The 18,360-nt window shown below is 63.9% G+C and carries 19 protein-coding genes; 12 read left to right on the top strand and 7 right to left on the bottom strand.

What is annotated here, in order from left to right:
* Window positions 1-85 precede the first annotated feature (85 nt).
* From AC1MEK_RS10430 to AC1MEK_RS10445, 4 genes are all read right to left on the bottom strand, one after another.
* Window positions 86-886 (bottom strand): class II aldolase/adducin family protein, encoded by an 801-nt coding sequence (locus AC1MEK_RS10430; RefSeq protein WP_480396193.1) that lies wholly within the window; start codon window positions 884-886, stop codon window positions 86-88.
* Between the two features lie 28 nt (window positions 887-914).
* Window positions 915-1,853: a D-isomer specific 2-hydroxyacid dehydrogenase family protein gene (locus tag AC1MEK_RS10435; RefSeq protein ID WP_480396194.1), complete on the bottom strand. Its 939-nt coding sequence runs from the start codon at window positions 1,851-1,853 to the stop codon at window positions 915-917.
* Window positions 1,850-2,986, bottom strand: a complete 1,137-nt coding sequence (locus AC1MEK_RS10440) for an acyl-CoA dehydrogenase family protein (protein ID WP_480396195.1) — start codon at window positions 2,984-2,986, stop codon at window positions 1,850-1,852. Before AC1MEK_RS10440 ends, AC1MEK_RS10435 begins: the two co-directional genes overlap by 4 nt.
* Window positions 2,987-3,345: 359 nt before the next feature.
* A complete protein-coding gene (locus tag AC1MEK_RS10445; protein ID WP_480396196.1) occupies window positions 3,346-3,864 on the bottom strand; it encodes a DUF4142 domain-containing protein in 519 nt (172 codons plus the stop codon).
* A 213-nt stretch (window positions 3,865-4,077) separates the two neighbouring features.
* Between AC1MEK_RS10445 and AC1MEK_RS10450 the strand changes: the two genes are divergently transcribed.
* Window positions 4,078-4,986 (top strand): pyridoxal-phosphate dependent enzyme, encoded by a 909-nt coding sequence (locus AC1MEK_RS10450; RefSeq protein WP_480396197.1) that lies wholly within the window; start codon window positions 4,078-4,080, stop codon window positions 4,984-4,986.
* 139 nt (window positions 4,987-5,125) lie between these two features.
* A complete protein-coding gene (locus tag AC1MEK_RS10455) occupies window positions 5,126-7,048 on the top strand; it encodes a tyrosine-protein phosphatase (RefSeq protein ID WP_480396198.1) in 1,923 nt (640 codons plus the stop codon).
* Window positions 7,049-7,075: 27 nt separating this feature from the next.
* Here AC1MEK_RS10455 and AC1MEK_RS10460 read toward each other — a convergent pair whose 3' ends face one another.
* On the bottom strand, window positions 7,076-8,056 hold the full coding sequence (locus AC1MEK_RS10460) for a helix-turn-helix transcriptional regulator (protein ID WP_480396199.1): 981 nt from the start codon (window positions 8,054-8,056) through the stop codon (window positions 7,076-7,078).
* A gap of 225 nt (window positions 8,057-8,281) precedes the next feature.
* On the opposite strand from AC1MEK_RS10460, the gene AC1MEK_RS10465 reads away from it, so the two are divergent.
* Complete coding sequence (locus AC1MEK_RS10465) at window positions 8,282-8,863, top strand: TetR/AcrR family transcriptional regulator (RefSeq protein WP_480396200.1); 582 nt, start codon at window positions 8,282-8,284, stop codon at window positions 8,861-8,863.
* 104 nt (window positions 8,864-8,967) lie between these two features.
* Entirely contained in the window at window positions 8,968-9,543 is a 576-nt protein-coding gene (locus tag AC1MEK_RS10470; protein WP_480396201.1) for a DUF308 domain-containing protein, read from the top strand.
* 10 nt (window positions 9,544-9,553) lie between these two features.
* Here AC1MEK_RS10470 and AC1MEK_RS10475 read toward each other — a convergent pair whose 3' ends face one another.
* On the bottom strand, window positions 9,554-10,420 hold the full coding sequence (locus tag AC1MEK_RS10475; protein ID WP_480396202.1) for a LysR family transcriptional regulator: 867 nt from the start codon (window positions 10,418-10,420) through the stop codon (window positions 9,554-9,556).
* Between the two features lie 102 nt (window positions 10,421-10,522).
* Here AC1MEK_RS10475 and AC1MEK_RS10480 point away from each other — a divergent pair, with 102 nt between their 5' ends.
* The 8 genes from AC1MEK_RS10480 (at window position 10,523) to AC1MEK_RS10515 (ending at window position 17,767) form a co-directional block, all read left to right on the top strand.
* Entirely contained in the window at window positions 10,523-11,644 is a 1,122-nt protein-coding gene (locus AC1MEK_RS10480; RefSeq protein ID WP_480396203.1) for a muconate cycloisomerase family protein, read from the top strand.
* A gap of 39 nt (window positions 11,645-11,683) precedes the next feature.
* Complete coding sequence (gene catC, locus AC1MEK_RS10485) at window positions 11,684-11,974, top strand: muconolactone Delta-isomerase (RefSeq protein ID WP_480396204.1); 291 nt, start codon at window positions 11,684-11,686, stop codon at window positions 11,972-11,974.
* A 58-nt stretch (window positions 11,975-12,032) separates the two neighbouring features.
* Window positions 12,033-12,938 carry a catechol 1,2-dioxygenase gene (gene catA, locus AC1MEK_RS10490; RefSeq protein WP_480396205.1) on the top strand — a complete coding sequence of 302 codons (906 nt, stop codon included), beginning with the start codon at window positions 12,033-12,035 and terminating at the stop codon, window positions 12,936-12,938.
* Between the two features lie 108 nt (window positions 12,939-13,046).
* Window positions 13,047-14,015 (top strand): AraC-like ligand-binding domain-containing protein, encoded by a 969-nt coding sequence (locus tag AC1MEK_RS10495; protein WP_480396206.1) that lies wholly within the window; start codon window positions 13,047-13,049, stop codon window positions 14,013-14,015.
* 85 nt (window positions 14,016-14,100) lie between these two features.
* A complete protein-coding gene (locus AC1MEK_RS10500; RefSeq protein WP_480396207.1) occupies window positions 14,101-15,477 on the top strand; it encodes a Rieske 2Fe-2S domain-containing protein in 1,377 nt (458 codons plus the stop codon).
* A complete protein-coding gene (gene benB / locus AC1MEK_RS10505) occupies window positions 15,474-15,962 on the top strand; it encodes a benzoate 1,2-dioxygenase small subunit (protein ID WP_480396208.1) in 489 nt (162 codons plus the stop codon). The genes AC1MEK_RS10500 and benB overlap by 4 nt, the downstream gene beginning before the upstream one ends.
* Before the next feature lie 10 nt (window positions 15,963-15,972).
* The gene (gene benC, locus AC1MEK_RS10510) at window positions 15,973-16,995 is read left to right on the top strand and encodes a benzoate 1,2-dioxygenase electron transfer component BenC (RefSeq protein ID WP_480396209.1); all 1,023 of its coding nucleotides are present in this window, start codon (window positions 15,973-15,975) and stop codon (window positions 16,993-16,995) included.
* A gap of 10 nt (window positions 16,996-17,005) precedes the next feature.
* Window positions 17,006-17,767 carry a 1,6-dihydroxycyclohexa-2,4-diene-1-carboxylate dehydrogenase gene (locus AC1MEK_RS10515; protein WP_480396210.1) on the top strand — a complete coding sequence of 254 codons (762 nt, stop codon included), beginning with the start codon at window positions 17,006-17,008 and terminating at the stop codon, window positions 17,765-17,767.
* A 178-nt stretch (window positions 17,768-17,945) separates the two neighbouring features.
* On the opposite strand, the gene AC1MEK_RS10520 is transcribed toward AC1MEK_RS10515, so the two are convergent.
* Window positions 17,946-18,329 (bottom strand): cupin domain-containing protein, encoded by a 384-nt coding sequence (locus AC1MEK_RS10520; protein WP_480396211.1) that lies wholly within the window; start codon window positions 18,327-18,329, stop codon window positions 17,946-17,948.
* Between the last annotated feature and the right edge of the window lie 31 nt (window positions 18,330-18,360).

Below are 18,360 nucleotides of genomic sequence, written 5' to 3' on the forward strand. Positions count from 1 at the left end.
CAGGCGAGTTGTCGCCCGTCGTGCGGTGCTGGCTGCGCAGAGTGCCCAGCCAGCTTCTCAGCAGCAGAAAAAGGCGCATCACGGCTTACTCCTGATAATCCCGACCTTCGCGGTCGAGCTGTCTGATCAGCGCGTCCCAGTGCCGCTGGATGCCTTCGCCCTTGCCATCGGACCAGCGCTTGGACTGCTCGTGGACCTTGGCGATGGCCGCAGGCGAGGCGTGCAGCAGCGTGTCGTTGCCACCGGCCTGCGCGGCGATCTGGATATTGCAGGCGCGCTCCAGGCCGTGCAGCTCCTTGAAAGCGTGCTCGACACTGATGCCACCGGTGAGCAGGCCGTGGTTGCGCAGGATCAGGATGTTGCTGTCGCCCAGGTTGGCCACCAGCCGCGCTTGTTCGTCCAGGTCCAGCGCCACGCCTTCGTAGTCGTGATACACCACGCGGCTGTAGTAACCCAGCGCGTGTTGCGAGAGCGGCAACAGGCCCTCGCGCTGGGCCGACACCGCTGCACCGTCGCGGGTATGGGTGTGCAGCACGGCGGTGAGATCCGGGCGTGCGCGGTGAATGGCGCTGTGGATGACGTAACCGGCCTGATTGATGCCCAGCCCCAGCGGGTCATCGATGAGGGTGCCGTCGACGTCGACCTTGACCAGATTGGACGCGGTGATTTCGTCGAACAGCAGGCCAAAGGCGTTGATCAGGAAATGCTCCTCGGGCCCCGGCACCCGCGCCGAGAAATGCGTGTAGATGTGGTCGGTCCAGCGAAACAGTGCCGCCAGCCGGTACGCGGCGGCGAGCTTGACGCGCACCTCCCACTCCTCGGTGCTGACGCGTTGGCGGACGTTGTCTGGGCTTGGCTTCGGGTTCAGGACAGATACGGCACTCATGGGTGTTCTCCAGAAACGGGTGAAATGATCAGGCGCCGCGCTGCGCGTCGACCCGGTTGGTCAAGGGAAGCTGCGCGCGATAGCGGGTGAAGTTGTCGATGAATTGTTCGATCAGCCCCAGCGGACCGTCTTCGGAAATCGCCGAGGTGTGCGGCGAGACGAAGACCCGTGGATGGCGGTAGAGCAGGTGGCCGGCGGGCAGCGGTTCCGGATCGGTCACGTCGAGGCTGGCACGGCCCAGGATGCCGGCCTCCAGCGCCTCCAACAGCGCAGAATGGTCCAGCAGCCCGCCACGGGCGATGTTGATCAGGTGCAGGCCGGGCCTGGCGTGGGCCAGTTCGGCGTGGCCGATCATCCCGCGGGTGCCTGCGGTCAACGGCGCGGCGAGCACGACGTGATCCGAATGGGCGAACAGCTGTTCCAGCGATTGCGCCTGTTCGACACCGGGCAGCGGTTCGATGGCCTGGCCGGGGCGCCCGACGGCCAGCACATGCATCCCCAACGCCTGCGCCTTGCGCGCCAAGCTTTGGCCGATGTGGCCAAAACCGACGATGCCCAGGGTTCTGCCGCTCACCGGCGCCAACGGGCTGAGCTGCCATTGCGCGTCCTTGACCCACAGATCCGGCAGCCGCTTGGCCGCCGCGAGAATCAACGCCAGGGCAAACTCGGCCACCTGCTCAGCGTTCGAGCCTTTGCCGCTGGTCACGGGGACGCCTTCGAACAGCCAGTCCGGGAAGAAGTCAGTGCCCGACGAAGACAACTGCACCCAGCGCAGTGACCACGGCCAGCCCGGTGGCGGGCTGAGTATCTGCTTCACCTCTATTGGGCGGATCAGCAGCACATCGGCCTGGGCCGGCAGGGCCAGTGAGCCCGGCGCGATATCGACGATTTCATGCTGCGGCAGACAACTGCGCAGGTAACGGTTGGAGCGGGCGTCCAACTGGCTGGCGATGATCGAGGTGCTCATGCAATCTCCTGAGCCAAGGCGTTGCGGCCGACCTGGGCAAAAACCACGTCGTCCTGCGGGGTGTGAATGCGACTGCACAGCACGTCGCGGTAATGCCGTTCCAGCGGGTTGCGCCGGGACAGGCCGGGATTGCCGGCGGCGGCGATGGCCAGCTCGACGGCGCGGATGGCGTTGGCGCAAACCACCTGTTTGACCTGCGGCGCGGAACGCGGGTCGCTGTCACCGCTCACGGCGGCATTGAGCACGCTCTGGTTGCTGAACAGCAGGGTGTCGATTTCGCCGGTGACGTTCTGAAAACGCGGCAGGCTGGCCAGCGCAGCGCCCAGGTTGGACGGCGCGCGGCTTTGCAGGAACGTCACCCACCAGTCGCGAGCGGCCCGGGCGACGCCGTCGTACAGCGCCGAGAGCAGCACCGCCATCCACAGCAGGCCTTGGTCGTCCAGCGACGGCGCTGGTTGGCTGGCGGGGCTGACGCTGACCGCGTGATCCAGCGGAATCAGCGCATCCTCGAACACCACCTGATGGCTGCAGGTGGCGCGCATGCCCAGGTGATCCCAGTCCTCGACAATGCGTATGCCCGGGGTGTCCTTGTGCACCAGAAAACCGCCCACCAGCGGGTCGGCGTCATCGCTGCGGGCCCAGACCAGGTACCAGGTCAGGCCGACGCTGCCGGTCGAATAGATTTTGCTGCCGGACAGACGCCAGCCTTCGGGCGTACGGCGTGCAATGGTCGCCGGCAGGCCGCCGCGCGACGGCGAGCCCAGCTCGGGCTCGACCCGAAAGGTGTTGAACAGCGCGCCGTGCTCGACCGCATCGCGGGCAACGCGCACGCGCAGGTGTCCGGGCCAGCGTGGGTCCTTGTGCAAACGGCCATGTTGCAGGTACTGCATCACCAGAATCAGTGCGGTTGCGGGGCAGCCCTTGCCGACCGCCGCGATCACCCGGCGCGCCGTGGCCAGGTCAGCACCACCGCCTCCGAGCGCTTGCGGCACCGTCAGCGCCAGCAGGCCGTGGCGATGCAGCAGCTCGAAATTCTCGGCAGGAAAGGCGCCACTGCGGTCCAGTTGTTCGGCTCGGCTCGCCAGCGCCTGAGTCAGCTCGGCTAGGGTGCCGTCGGAAGAAGGGTGGATCATCAAGCGTCATCCTTGGAAGTCAGCATGAACAGGTTCGGTTGATGAAACCGACATGAGCGTTCAGTCAGAACTTATTCGCATGGATGGACGCTGTAAAAGGCCGATTGGCTATAAGCTAATATTTATATCTCGCATCATTATTGTTTTTATTATGCGTATAGCTTTGTTATGAGGCTGTCGGCAGCGGGTCAGTGGCAAGGTTCGACGACATAGGTCTCATCCACGCCGTCCCGCGGGCAAGCGCGGTTGCTACGCGGTTATGTGTTAAACGAGTCGCTCGTGGATGACACAACCCGTAGCAGCACGGCTTGCCGGCGGTGGGCCTCGAAATCACTGCAGCAACCGGAACCCACGCCGGATTATGGCTTCACCGAATCCCCACCATGCACCGCCGCGAGTTTCTGCGCCTGCACCAGATGCGCTTTGAGTTTGGGCAAGGTGTCAGCGGCGAACGCCTTCAGCTGCGGATCCTTGCCATCGGCTGCCTCTTTTTCAAACAGCTCGACGGCGGCCTCGTGTGCTTTCACCTGGTTGTTGGCATAAGCCTGATCGAAGGATTTTGCGCTACGCAGGTCCAGAATGATTGCCTTGATCTTGTCCATTACCTCTGGGTAACTCGATACCTCGAGCTTCTGCGCCTGGGCAATGGCCTTCAATTGTTCGTTGGCCGCAGTGTGATCGGTGACCATCATCTGTGCGAAGTTTTTCACGTCGGTGGCAACGCCTTTCTCCTGGGCCAGCTTGCCCACTTCGATTTCGGCAATGCCTTTGGCCGACGCGTCATCGACGAAATCGTCCGGGTCCTGCGCCGCCCATGCGCCGGTGCCCCCGAGTGAAACGATGAGGGCCAGCATGCTGATCTGAAAATAGCGGTTCATGTTCAATTTTCCTGCATTGTGAGGACAGATGAAGGGTCGACCGAACCGGTGGCCGAAACGTTCAGCCTTTCGGCTCTGTGGTGGCCGTAGCTAGCAGGCAGGCGCTCAACCCTCTGTAGGAGCGAATTCATTCGCGATGTCCTGGCATTGCTGGCAGGTCTCTGTGGCCTGATATATTCCGCCAATGCATCCACCGCGCCCAGGAATCCGATCATGCCCTTGAATATCGTCACCCCTTTGCTCGAATCCCTGCCGCTGTCGCAACCTGATGGCCCGCGCGTGTGGTTGAAAATGGAGGCGATGCAGCCGTCCGGCTCGTTCAAGATCCGTGGCATCGGCCACGCCTGTGAGCAGCATTTTCGCGCAGGGGCCCGCCGTTTCGTCTCGTCGTCGGGCGGCAATGCGGGGCTGGCGGTGGCCTATGCCGGGCGCAAACTGCGTGTTGCGGTGACGGTGGTGGTGCCACAGACCACCTCGCAGCGGGCCAAGTCGCTGCTGGAGCGCGAGGGGGCGCAGGTCATCGTGCACGGCCAGTCGTGGTTCGAGGCCAACGAACATGCACGTTCGCTGTTGGGCGCCACCGATGCATTTTTGCACCCCTTCGATGATCCGCTGCTGTGGGAGGGCCACGCCTCGATGATCGACGAGGTGCTGGCGCAGGGCGTACGGCCCGATGCCGTGGTGCTGTCGGTCGGTGGCGGCGGGCTGCTGTCCGGGGTCGATGAGGGCCTGACCCGCAACGGCCTGAACGATTGCGTGATTTACGCCGTGGAAACCGAAGGCATGGCCTCGTTCAATGCCTCGGTCAAGGCGGGGCAACTGGTCGAGTTGCCAGCGATTTCCGGCGTTGCCACTTCGCTGGGGGCGCGCAGGGTCTGTCAGCGGGCATTCGATGTTGCGCAGCGTCGTACGGTCGTACCGGTACAGGTCTCGGATCGCGCGGCAGTGGAGGCCTGCCTGAGTTTTCTCGATGATCACCGAACCCTGGTGGAACCGGCCTGCGGCGCATCGCTGGCCATGCTGTATCAGGGCGACAGCCGCCTGGCCAGGCACGCCAACGTATTGGTCGTGGTGTGCGGCGGATCGACCGCAACCCTGGCATCCCTTAGCCAATTCGCCTGAAACAGCCGATTCATAGACAGAACGCGCAGCAAAAAGACCGATCGCGCAGGCAATTCGTTTGCGCGCGAAACTGTCACATGGCGGTCCGCACTGACACTGATAGTAGCCATCCCAACCTGCATTCCAAGGAGGCTACACAGTGTTTCCCCGCATCTTGCCGACGCTTTCTGTCCTGACCCTTTCCATCGGCGCCGCCCACGCCGCCGACACCCTCGAGCTGGACACCCCGCGCCTGGCGGGCATGGACAACTTCCGCGACATCGCCGGCACCACCACGGCCTACACCACCGCGCTGGATGGCACGATGCGCGCCGGCGTGTTCTATCGCTCCAACGCGCTAACCCCGACCAGCTCCGACCTTGCCATCCTCAACAGCCTGGGCATCAGCGCGGTGTACGACCTGCGCACCGCCAGTGAAATCGCAGCCACGCCCGACACGCTGCCCAGCGGCGCCACTTACACCAACATCGACATCATAGGCAGCGGCACCTCGGGCGCCAACATCACCAGCGTTGCCGTGACCAGCGCCGCCGACGCCGTGGCGATGATGCAGCAGGTCAACCGCAGTTTCGTCAGCGACTCGGGCATGCGCAGCCAGTTCTCGGTGTTGTTCAATGACCTGGCCGGGGTCGACGGCGCCGCGCTGTTCCATTGCACCGCCGGCAAGGACCGAACCGGCTGGACCACCGCCGTACTGCTGAGCATCGCAGGCGTCGACAGCGCGACGATCATGAGCGACTACCTGGCGACCAACGAGTACACCGCCGCGCGGATCGCCGCGACCCTGGCCGCGATGCCCGCGAGCATGGCGGCGATCTATGCGCCGTTGATCACTGTCGACGCCAGCTACCTGCAGGCCGGGCTCGATGAAGTGACCGCCGAGTACGGCAGCATGGACAACTACCTCAAGCAGGGGCTGGGCCTGTCTCAGGAAACGATCTACGTGCTGCGGGCCAAGATGGTCTATTACAACAGCCTGCCCGGGCAGGCCGAATTCCTCGGCAACGATGCCGCCGGCGCGAAGTTGCTGCAGCAATTGCAGAACAGCAGCCTTTCAGGCAACTACAGCGCCTACAACTTCTACCTGCAATCGGCGCTGGATGCCGGGACGCTGGGCGGCGTGCAGTCCACGGTCGGCGGCCAGGTGCATGCCGATGCCAGCAGCTACCTGCTGCGTCAGCCCGGGGTGGTGGGCCAGGCGGCAGCGGCCTACACCAGCGGCGTGGGCTTGAAGGATGGGCAGAGCCGGGTGTGGACCACCGGCATCGCCAGCTATCTGGGCACCGACGGTTCGGCGCGGGCAGCCAGCAGCAACGAGCACACCCAGGGCACCTTGTTCGGCATCAGCCAGCGCTTCTCCGACCAGTTGAGTGGCTATGCCGCATTCGGCTACAGCCGCGGTAACGTGGGCGGCGCCGGTGGCGAGGTGGACACCGACCTGACCCTGGGCACCCTGGGCGCGCGTTTTGCCCCGGACGGCCTGGAGCGGGGTGTGTTCCTGGCCGGCGACCTCAGCGCCGGTTATGTGGACTACCGCAGCAAGCGCGAGATCGGTGGCGAATTGGGCGATGCCAAGGGCGACACCCACGGCAATCTGACCAGCGCCAGCCTCGCCCTGGGTTACCGCGCACCGATCGATAGCATCACCCTGGAACCGAGCCTGGGTCTGCGCGCCACACACCTGGACCTGTCGGGCTTCCAGGAGAAGGGCAGTGAACTGGCGCTGCAAGTCGACGGCACGCAACAGACCCGCCGCAGCGCATTCGGCAACCTCAAGGCCACCTTCGCGCCACTGCCGCTGGGTGGCGCCTGGCAACTGGTGCCCGGCGTCGAGGTGGGCTACGAGCACGTGCTGGGCGATCACAAGAGCGAAAGCGATGGGCAGCTGCTGGGCCTGAGCATCCAGCAACGGGCGGCCTATGCCAGCCGCGATCAGTTCACCGGCGCGGTGAATGTGATGGCGAGCCTGGGTGCGTTCAGCGTCGGTGCCGAGGCGGCTGCCATCGGCGGTGGCGACAGCCGGGGTTTCAGCGGCAGCCTGAAAGCCAGTTATCAGTTCTGATTAAGGCCGGGGTTGCAGGGGCGCCGATCAGCGCCGCTGCAGCCCCGTTTTCACATCCTGCGGCCTGACCCCGTAGGCGCTCTGGAAATACTGGCTGAAGCGCCCGGCGTTGGAGAACCCCAGGCGCATCGCCACCTCGCTGACCGAAGCACGCGGCTCGCTTTGCAGCAAACGATACGCCTGCTCAAGACGCACCTGACGCTGATATTCGCCGATGGACGTCCCGGCAAATCGACGAAACCCCTCCTGCAACGCGCGTAAGCTGACGTGGCTCAGCGCCGCCAGCTCGCTGCCGCTGACCATCGATTGCGGGTGTTGGCGCAGATAATCCATGGCCAGTTTCACGTGTCGTGGCGCCAGATTCGGCACCGGCCGGCGCAAGGCCTCGGTGTAAGAGTGCGGCCAGGTTTCCAGTACCGCATCGATGAGCATTTCCTGCAGACGCTCGGGCATCAGGCCGCGGGCGTTGATCAGCGAGTCGGCCTCGACACTGGTGGCGAATGTCACCAGCGCCTTGAGCCCGTCGAACGTGCTGTGGTTCAGATCGACCCGGCGCTGAAAGCGGATTGGCCGGATCGCAGGCCGGCCCAGCAGCAACGCCAGGCGCTCGGCAAACAGGCTGCGGCGCACCGAAAAGCCGAGCTGTGTGTGGCCGTCGGTCATGCGCACCGCGCGCATCTCGCATTTCTCCACTGCCAGCCCGACGGCCGAATCGCCCACGGTCTGGGTTTCCAGATCGACGATCATCTGGCCCGCCGTAGAAAGCACGAAGCTGATTTCATCGTCCATTTCCGGCATTTCGAACGCCACGTCGCCGCCGTAGCGCATGTGGCGAAAACTCGTGCCCTCGAAGCGGCCGTACACGCCGCACACGCGGATCGGCCTCTGCGGCGTGGGGAAGTTGGAATACAGGTTGCCGAACGCGCGAGTGAACAGGGCACCGAAATCGTCGGAGTTCATGTCGTCGGAGCGGATCATGATGGGCTGACGCAAGGCAGCAGGGGTCATTGTCTGTCTGTACCGAAGTGGACACAGGGCCCAGACCGGCAGGCGCCAAGCCAGGCCCCGAAACGGGTAGGGCGGCGAGCTTGTCGATTGTGATAGGCCGCCCGCGGGCGTGGGCACGCTAGCAAGCGGATGTGACGAGGTTGTTACATCTGTACATAGCTGACCACCCAATGATGACGATCACGGCGGTTGACGCCCAGCCTACCAGAAGGTAGGGTGCTGCCCATGGCTCATTCAAATACCTATTTCGACATCCTCAACTGCGCCCGTTCGCTGATCATCACCGGCGGCTACAGCGGTTTCAGCTACGCCGATATCGCCGAGTTCGTAGGCATCCGCAAGGCCAGCATTCACCATCACTTTCCCACCAAAGTGGATCTGGTGCGTGCGCTGGTGGTGCAGTACCGGGAAGAGGCCGAGGCCGGCATCGCGGCGCTGGAGCGGCATGTCACCGAGCCGCCCGAGCAGTTGCGCGCCTACAACAGCTACTGGCTGGGCTGCATCGGCGATGCGAGCAAGGGCTACTGCGTCTGCGCCTTGCTTGCCAGCCAGATGCCCGCCTTGCCGCAAGAGGTGGTGCTGGAGGTACGCGCACATTTCCGCTCGCTTTCGGCCTGGCTGACGTCGGTGCTCGAGCGTGGCGTGCGCCAGGGCTCACTGGTGCTGGCGGGCGACCCGCGTGCGGAGGCCGAGACCTTCATGGCCACGGTCCATGGCGCGATGCTGTCGGCCCGGGCGTATGGCGACCCGGAGATGTTCGGCAGCATCACCCGGCCGTTGATCGAAAAGCTCGTCGCTGGCCAATAACCGCGAGCGCCCGTTCAAGCGGGCGCTTTTTATTTAACGCAGATACCTACCTTCTAGTAGGTTTAGACCATGAAGTATTAATCGACCTCTTCAAAGGAGATCCCATGAAAAGCACAACCCTTGAACCCACCTCCATCACCCCTGCGCAGGGCAGCCGCCAATGGCTGCGGACCTATTACCTGGCCCGAGGCGTTGTGTCCCTGCTGTGGGTACTGGCAGCGCTGACGCTGGGAACAGGGCTGCCAATCGCAGCTGCCATCTTGCTGATTTTCTATCCCGCCTGGGACGCTGCAGCCAATCTGCTGGACGCAGTGCGCAACGGTGGGTTGACGCGCAACCCGCCCCAGGCGATCAACGCGCTGATCAGCCTGACGACCACCCTGGCCATCGCCGTGGCACTGGCCAGCGGCATGAATGCCGTGCTCGGTGTCTTTGGTATCTGGGCCGTGGTGTCCGGCTTGCTGCAACTGGCCACTGCGGTTCGTCGCTGGAGCCACTATGGCGCGCAATGGGTAATGATCCTGAGCGGCGCCCAGTCTGCCCTGGCAGGCGGTTTCTTCATCGTGCGCGCCAACACGCCGGGGTTGCACAGCATTGCCGAACTGGCACCGTACGTGGCATTCGGTGCGTTCTACTTTTTGGTGTCGGGGCTTTGGCTGCTGTTCGCCCGCCGCAAATAGTCTGTTCGGTCTATTTCCGTTCCAGCAGCTCCAGACACTGACGCAGCACCGGCGAAACGTCGCCAGCGCGGTAACTGACGACTATCGGCGACGTAGCGCTGCTGTCGAGCAACTGGGTATAGCCGATGTCATCGCGGTGCAGCCGCTGCACCGAGGCGGGCACCAGGGTGATGCCGATGCCGGCGGCGACCAGGCCGATGGCGGTCTGCAGTTCGTTGACGGTCTGCACGACGCGGATGCGCAGGCCCTGGGCCGCGAAAATCCCCAGCACATGGTCGGCGTAGCTGGGGCGCGGGCTGCCGGGGTAGAGCACGAAGGGTTCGGCCGACAGTTGTTCGAGTGTCACTGGCGCGCCCAGCAAGGAATGGCCTGCGGGCAAAGCCGCCACCAGTGGGTCCTGGCGCAGGATTTCCTGGGTGATGGCCGGGTCGTCGAACATGATCCGGCCAAAACCGATATCGATGCGGCCGCTTTTCAGGGCTTCGAGCTGCTGCAGGGTGATCAGCTCTGACAGCCCCAACTCTACATCGCCCAGATTGCGCAGTTTGCGGATCAGCTCGGGCAGGGCGCCATACAGGGTCGACGGCGCAAAGCCGATGCCCAGCCAGCGCTTTTCACCGGCGGCCACGCGCCGTGTGTCGTCGCCGATGCGCGCCAGTTGCTCCAGCAGCTGGCTTGAGTGCTCGTGAAAGAAGCGCCCGGCTTCAGTCAACCGCAAAGGTCTGGTGCGCTCGATCAGCGCCACGCCCAGTTCATCTTCCAGTTGCTGGATCTGCCGGCTCAGCGGCGGCTGCGCGATATTCAGCTGCTCTGCGGCGCGGGTGAAGTTCAGGGTCTGGGCGAGCACCCGGAAATAGCGCAAATGACGAAGCTCCACGATACCTCCAGGGTATTAAGCGAGACCTAATCAATATTGGACGGCAGTTCTGGCTGGCGTCAATCTGGGCTCAAGAACAAACACAAAGCAGACGGACTTCCCATGACTGCCATCACCCTCGAACGCTTCGACATCCAGATCGTCGATCTGCCCACCATCCGCCCGCACAAGCTGGCGATGCACACCATGCACGGCCAGACCCTGGTCATCCTGCAGGTGCTGTGCAGTGACGGCATCATCGGCATCGGCGAAGCCACCACCATCGGCGGCCTGGCCTACGCCGGGGAAAGCCCGGAAAGCATCAAGGTCAACCTGGAAAAATGGTTCGCGCCGCTGTTGATCGGCCAGGACGCCACCAACATCAATGCCGCCATGCAGCGCATCGACCGCGGCATTCGCGGCAATACCTTCGCCCGCTCGGCGGTGGAAACCGCGCTGCTCGACGCCCAGGGCAAACGCCTCGGCCTGCCGGTGTCCGAGCTGCTCGGCGGGCGGGTGCGTGACGGCGTGGAAGTGGCCTGGACCCTGGCCAGCGGCGATACCGGCAAAGACATCGATGAAGCCGAGCGCATGCTCGATCTGCGCCGGCATCGCCACTTCAAACTGAAAATCGGCGCCGGTGGCCCTGCCCGCGACATCGCCCACGTGGCCGCCATCAAGCGCTCGCTGGGCGAGCGCGCCAGTGTACGCGTCGACATCAACCAGGCCTGGAGCGAGGCCGTGGCCGTGCGCGCCTGCCGGATGCTGGCCGATGCCGGTGTCGAGCTGGTCGAGCAGCCGCTGTCGCGGCATGACCGCGCAGGTATGGTGCGCCTGAGCGCTCACAGCCCGATCCCGCTGATGGCCGACGAAGCCATCGAGTCGGTGCAGGACAGCTTCGCCCTGGCGCAGATGGGCGCGGCGTCGATCTTCGCGCTGAAGATCGCCAAGACTGGCGGCCCTCGGGCGGTACTGCGTACCGCAGCCATCGCCGAGGCGGCAGGCATCGGCCTGTACGGCGGCACCATGCTCGAAGGCAGCGTCGGCACCCTGGCCGCGGCCCATGCCTTTGCCACCCTCGACAAACTGGAATGGCACACCGAACTGTTCGGGCCGTTGCTGTTGACCGAAGACATCCTGGTCGAGCCGCCGGTCTATCGCGACTTCCAATTGATGGTCCCGACCACGCCGGGGCTGGGCATCGCGCTGGACGAAGAGCGGTTGTCGCGCTTCGCCCGCCGCTGATTCTGCCGCCGACTTCTCAAGCAAGAGGACACCCACCACATGCTTTTCCACGTACGCATGACCGTCAAACTGCCGCATGACATGCCAGCCGAGAAGGCCGCGCAGCTCAAGGCCGACGAAAAGGAACTGGCCCAGCGCCTGCAACGCGAAGGCGTGTGGCGCCATCTGTGGCGCCTGGCCGGGCTCTACGCCAACGTCAGCATCTTCGATGTGGCCGACAATCAGGCGTTGCATCACACACTGATGCAACTGCCGCTGTACCCGTACATGGAGATCGAAGTCACGCCGATGTGTCGGCACCCGTCGTCGATCCACGCCGACGACCGCTGAATCAACCGCTTCACCGCACTGCATCGACAAAACAAATAACAGTGATGAGGATTGAAAAATGACCGTTCGTATCTCGCAAACTGCCGACGTGCAGCAGTTCTTCGAAAAAGCCTCCGGGTTTGACCAGTCCGGCGGCAGCCAGCGCATGAAAGCCATCGTTCATCGCGTGCTGACCGACTCGATCAAGATCATCGAAGACCTGCAGGTCAGCCCCGAAGAGTTCTGGAAGGCCGTCAACTACTTCAACGAACTGGGCAGCCGCCAGGAAGCCGGCCTGCTGGTGGCGGGGCTGGGCCTGGAGCACTACCTGGACCTGCTGATGGACGCCGAAGACGAACAGGCCGGCCACGTCGGCGGCACCCCGCGCACCATCGAAGGCCCGCTGTACGTGGCCGGCGCTCCGGTGTCGGAGCACTTCGCCCGGCTGGACGACGGCCAGGATCCCGGCACCGTGCTGTACATGACCGGCCAGGTCCGTGACACCGAGGGCCAGCCGCTGGCCAATGCCGTGGTCGACGTCTGGCACGCCAACACCGGCGGCACCTACTCGTACTTCGATCCGTCGCAGTCGGAATTCAACCTGCGCCGCCGCATCCTGACCGACGCCGAAGGCCGCTACCGCTTCCAGAGCATCGTGCCGTCGGGCTACGGCTGCCCGCCGGATGGCCCGACCCAGCAACTGCTCGATCAACTGGGCCGTCATGGCCAGCGTCCGGCGCACATTCACTTCTTTATTTCTGCACCGGGGCATCGTCACCTGACCACCCAGATCAACCTCGCGGGCGACAAGTACCTGCATGATGATTTTGCCTACGCCACCCGTGACGAACTGATCGCCGAGATCCGTTTCAGCGAAGACACCAAGGGCCAGCGCGCCGATATCGATTTCGACTTCGTGCTCCAGCCCACCGCCGCACCGCAGGATGAAACACGCCGCGAACGGGTGAGGGCCCTGGAAGCCTGAGCCGGTGTAATGCCGCATTCAGCTTGATGCCACTGCCCCCGCAGCGTTCGCTGGCGGGGGCTTCGTGGTTTTTGGCGGCCGTCAATACAACAACAAGAGAGCCAAGACATGACCGTGTTATTGAGTGAACGCAGCCGGATCTTCGACCGCGCCGACGCCTATGCCGTGTCCGACTACGTCAACCAGCATGTGGGCAGCCATTGCATCCGCCTCCCGCCCAAGGGCCGACCGCAGGCGAGCATCAGCCACCGCACCTTCTCCAGCCTGGACCTGTGCCGCATCAGCTATGGCGCGCCGGTGCAGGTCACCTCCACGGCACTGGAAACCATCTATCACCTGCAGATCCTGCTGCAAGGCCATTGCCGCTCGGCGGCCCGGGGCAAGGAGCAGATCTTCGGCGCAGGCGAGGTGCTGCTGATCAACCCGGATGACCCGGTGGACCTGACGTACTCGGCCGACTGCGAGAAATTCATCGTCAAGCTGCCGGTGCGGCTGTTCGAGAACGCCTGCCTGGAACAGCACTGGGCGCTGCCGGACCCGGGCATCCGGTTCGTCGCCGAGCGTCAGCACCTGGATGACCTGAGCGGTTTCGCCCAGTTGCTGAGCCTGATCTGCCATGAAGCGGAAAACGCAGCGGACCCTGAAAGCGAGGCGCTGTACGAGCGGATCGTCGCCAATAAGCTGCTGGCGCTGCTGGGCAGCAACGTGCTGCGGGTCATCCCCAGGCAGGACGAGGCGGGTGGCTTCGAGGCGGTACGCCAGTTCATCGAGGAGCACCTGACCGAAGACATCAGCCTTGCGCAGTTGATGGCGGTGTCCAGAACCAGCGAGCGTTCGCTGTACCTGATGTTCGAACGGCATGTGGGCCTGCCGCCGCGGGACTACATGCGCCAGCGCAAGCTTGAGCGGGTGCATCTCGAACTACAGAAACAGACTGCGCGCAGTGTGACCGAAGTCGCGCTGGATCACGGTTTCGTGCACCTGGGTCGTTTCTCCGAGGCCTATCGCAAGCGCTTTGGCGAGCTGCCGTCGCAGACCTGGCGGCGTCAGCGTGAGCCCCATGCGCTGGATGGATAACGATTTGCAGCGGGCGGATATTGAGGGCAGGGGCGCAGGAATAGGGTGAAGGGGCCTGATAAAAGAACAACGGAGGGCCCGCCCCATGATCAGCACACTCGACCGCCTTGCCCGCCAATTGCGCGACTCGGTCCAGGATGACCCCGCCACTGGCGTCTTTCGCTGCCGCCGCGACATCTTCACCGATCCCGAACTGTTCGATCTGGAGATCAAGCACATTTTCGAAGGCGGCTGGGTCTACCTGGCCCACGAAAGCCAGATCGCCGAGATCAACGACTACTTCACCACCTACATCGGCCGCCAGCCTGTGGTCATCACCCGCGACAAGCAGGGCACGTTGCACGGCCTGGTCAATGCCTGCGCCCACCGTGGGGCCATGTTGTGCCGCCGCAAGCAGGGCAACAAAGGCTCGTTTACCTGCCCGTTCCATGGCTGGACCTTCAGCAACGCCGGCAAGCTGCTCAAGGTCAAGGACGCCAAGACCGGCGCCTACCCGGACAGCTTCGACTGCGACGGCTCCCATGACCTCAAGCGCCTGGCGCGTTTCGAAAACTACCGTGGTTTTCTGTTCGGCAGCCTCAGCGAAAGCGTGCCTGAGCTGAGCGACTATTTGGGCGAAACCCGCGTAATCATCGACCAGATGGTCGACCAGGCGCCCGAAGGGCTGGAAGTGCTGCGCGGCAGTTCGTCCTACATCTACGACGGCAACTGGAAGCTGCAGATCGAAAACGGCGCCGATGGTTATCACGTCAGCTCCGTGCACTGGAACTACTCGGCGACCATGGGCCGGCGCAACTACGAAGCCGAAGGCACCCGCACCGTCGACGCCAACGGCTGGTCGAAGAGCCTGGGCGGTGTCTACGCCTTCGAGCACGGGCACATCCTGCTCTGGACCCGGCTGCTCAACCCAGAAGTGCGCCCGGTGCATGCCCACCGCGCCGCACTGGCCGAGCGCCTGGGCCAGGCGCGTGCCGACTTCATCGTCGACCAGACCCGCAACCTGTGCCTGTACCCCAACGTGTACCTGATGGACCAGTTCTCGACCCAGATCCGGGTGGTGCGCCCGATCTCGGTCAACCAGACCGAAGTGACCATCTATTGCATGGCACCCAAGGGCGAGAGCTTTGCTGAGCGCGCCACCCGCATTCGTCAGTACGAAGACTTCTTCAACGTCAGCGGCATGGGCACGCCGGACGATCTGGAAGAATTCCGTGCCTGCCAGACCGGCTACCAGGGCGCGACCACGCTGTGGAACGACCTGAGCCGCGGCGCCAAGCAGTGGATCGAAGGCGCCGACGACAACGCCCGGGCCATGGGCCTGAACCCGCAACTGAGCGGGATCAAGACCGAAGACGAAGGCCTGTTCGTGCGTCAGCACGCGCACTGGGCCGCCAGCCTGCAACAGGCCCTGGAACGAGAACAGCAGACGCTGATCGCCACCGACAAGGAGGCACGGCCATGAGCTTTTCACGTCAGAATGTGCCCGACTTTCTCTACCGCGAAGCGCGCCTGTTGGACGACCGGCAGTGGGACGAGTGGCTCGAATGCTATTCGCCCAAGGTCGAATTCTGGATGCCGGCCTGGGACGATCAGGACTGCCTCACCGAGGACCCGCAGCGGGAAATCTCGCTGATCTACTACCCGAGCCGCGACGGCCTGGAAGACCGCGTGTTCCGCATCAAGACCGAGCGCTCCAGCGCCAGCACCCCTGAACCGCGCACCGCGCATTTCGTGGCCAACATCGAGGTGCTGGGCGAAGACGCCGGGCAGCTGGACGTACGTTTCAACTGGCAGACCCTCAGCCATCGCTACAAGACCACGGACACGTACTTCGGCACGTCCTTCTATCGCCTGGACGTCAGTGGGCCCAACCCGCTGATCACGCGCAAGAAAGTGGTGCTCAAGAATGACTACATCCACCAGGTCATCGACATCTATCACATCTGAGGACGGCCCCATGACGTACGCCATTGCGCTCAATTTCGAAGACGGCGTGACCCGTTTCATCGACTGCAAGGTCGGCGAAAAGGTGCTGGACGCCGCATTCCGCCAGCGTATCAACCTGCCCATGGACTGCTCGGACGGCGTCTGCGGCACCTGCAAATGCCGTTGCGAGACCGGCGCTTACGATCTGGGCGATGACTACATCGAAGACGCCCTCAGCGAAGACGAAGCCCAGGAGCGCCAGGTGCTGACCTGCCAGATGGTGCCGCAGTCCGACTGCGTGATTGCCGTGCCGGTGCCGTCCAGCGCCTGCAAGACCGGTACCTCGACGTTCGCCGCCAGCGTGGCCAGCATCACCCGGCACGCCGACGCGGCGCTGGAAATCAGCTTCGATCTGGACCAGATCCCGGCGTTCCTGCCCGGCCAATACGTCAACATCGAGGTGCCGGGCAGCGGTCAGACCCGCTCGTATTCGTTCAGCAGCAAGCCCGGCGAAAAGCAGGCGAGCTTTCTGATCAAACACGTGCCGGGCGGTTTGATGAGCAGTTGGCTGGAACGTGCGCAGGTGTCCGAGCAGGTGAGCATGACCGGGCCGCTGGGCAGTTTCTATCTGCGTGAGGTGACTCGGCCGCTGCTGTTCCTGGCCGGTGGCACCGGGCTTGCGCCGTTTCTGTCGATGCTCGAAGTGCTCGCCGAGCGCCACGATACGCAAAAGGTCTCGCTGATCTACGGCGTGACCCGCGATCAGGATCTGGTGATGGTCCAGGCACTGGAAGCCTTTGCCGCGCGCCTGCCCAACTTCAGTTTCGTGACCTGCGTGGCTGATCCCGCGACCGGCCATCCACGCCAGGGCTACGTGACCCAGCACATGCCTGCCGACGCGCTCAACGACGGCGACGTTGATGTGTACCTGTGCGGGCCGCCGCCGATGGTCGATGCCGTGCGCCAGTACTTCAAGGATCAGGGCGTCACCCCGGCCAGCTTCCTTTACGAGAAGTTCACCCCCAACGCCATCGCCACTGGCAACGCCGCCTGAGGACAGCTCCATGAATCCACGTTTCTTTGAGAAGGTGGCGCTGGTGACGGGCGCCGCCCAAGGTATCGGCCGGCGTGTCGCCGAGCGTTTGCTGGAAGAAGGCGCCTTGGTGGTTGCCATCGACCGCTCCAGCCTGGTTCACGAAATCCAGCATGAACGCGCGCTGAACCTCACCGCCAACCTGGAACAGTACGCGGACTGCGACCGCGTCATGGCCACGGCCCACGAGCGTTTCGGGCGCATCGACATCCTGATCAACAACGTCGGCGGCACGATCTGGGCCAAGCCCTTCGAGCATTACGCCGAGAACGAGATCGAAGCCGAGGTGCGTCGTTCGCTGTTCCCGACCCTGTGGTGCTGCCACAGCGTGTTGCCCTACATGCTCGAACAAGGCAGCGGCGCCATCGTCAACGTCTCGTCGATCGCCACCCGCAGCCTGAACCGCGTGCCCTACGGCGCGGCCAAGGGCGGGGTGAATGCCTTGACCGCCTGCCTGGCCCTGGAGACCGCTGGACGCGGCATCCGGGTCAACGCCACGGCGCCCGGCGGCACCGAAGCGCCGCCACGGCGGATCCCGCGCAACAGCCAGCCGCAGAGCGAACAGGAGCAGGTCTGGTACCAGCAGATCGTCGACCAGACCCTCGACAGCAGCCTGATGAAGCGCTACGGCACCATCGACGAACAGGCCGGCGCCATTCTGTTTCTGGCGTCAGACGAGGCTTCCTACATCACCGGCGTGACCCTGCCGGTGGGAGGCGGCGACCTGGGTTGATTGATTCAATGCCCGCAGCAGACGCCCCATCTGTAGGAGCGAATTTATTCGCGAAGAATCGTCCAGGCGACATCACTGCGGCGCCCGGACAACCGCATTCGCGAATGAATTCGCTCCTACAGAATCGTGTACCTATTCAGAATCCACAGCAGATGCTCCTGCAGAATCATGTGCCCATTTAGCTCAATTGCTGCTCGACGGTCTTGGTCAGCGGCGACTGCGCGGTCCCAGTGTGCAGGGTGTCGGCCGGCTCAACCAGCACGATCCAGCATTCCTGCTCGGCAATCGGGTTGTGCATCACGCCACGGGGCACCACGTGCATGGAGCCTGCGGGCAGTTCGACGACGCGGCCACCTTCGTACTCGATCTTCAGGTGGCCCTTGACCACGTAGAACAGCTCATCCTGGGTCTCATGGTTGTGCCAGACCAACTGGCCGTGCACCTTGGCGACTTTCACGTACTGGTCATTGACTTGCGCGACGACCTTGGGCGACCAGTGCTCAGTGATGCTGCTGAACGACGCGTCAAGGTCGAAGGATTCGGCAAACGGGTGGTGGGGCATTTTCGGTATCCAGAGCAGGCGTTGAAGGAGG

This window comes from Pseudomonas sp. 2 (assembly GCF_056627435.1).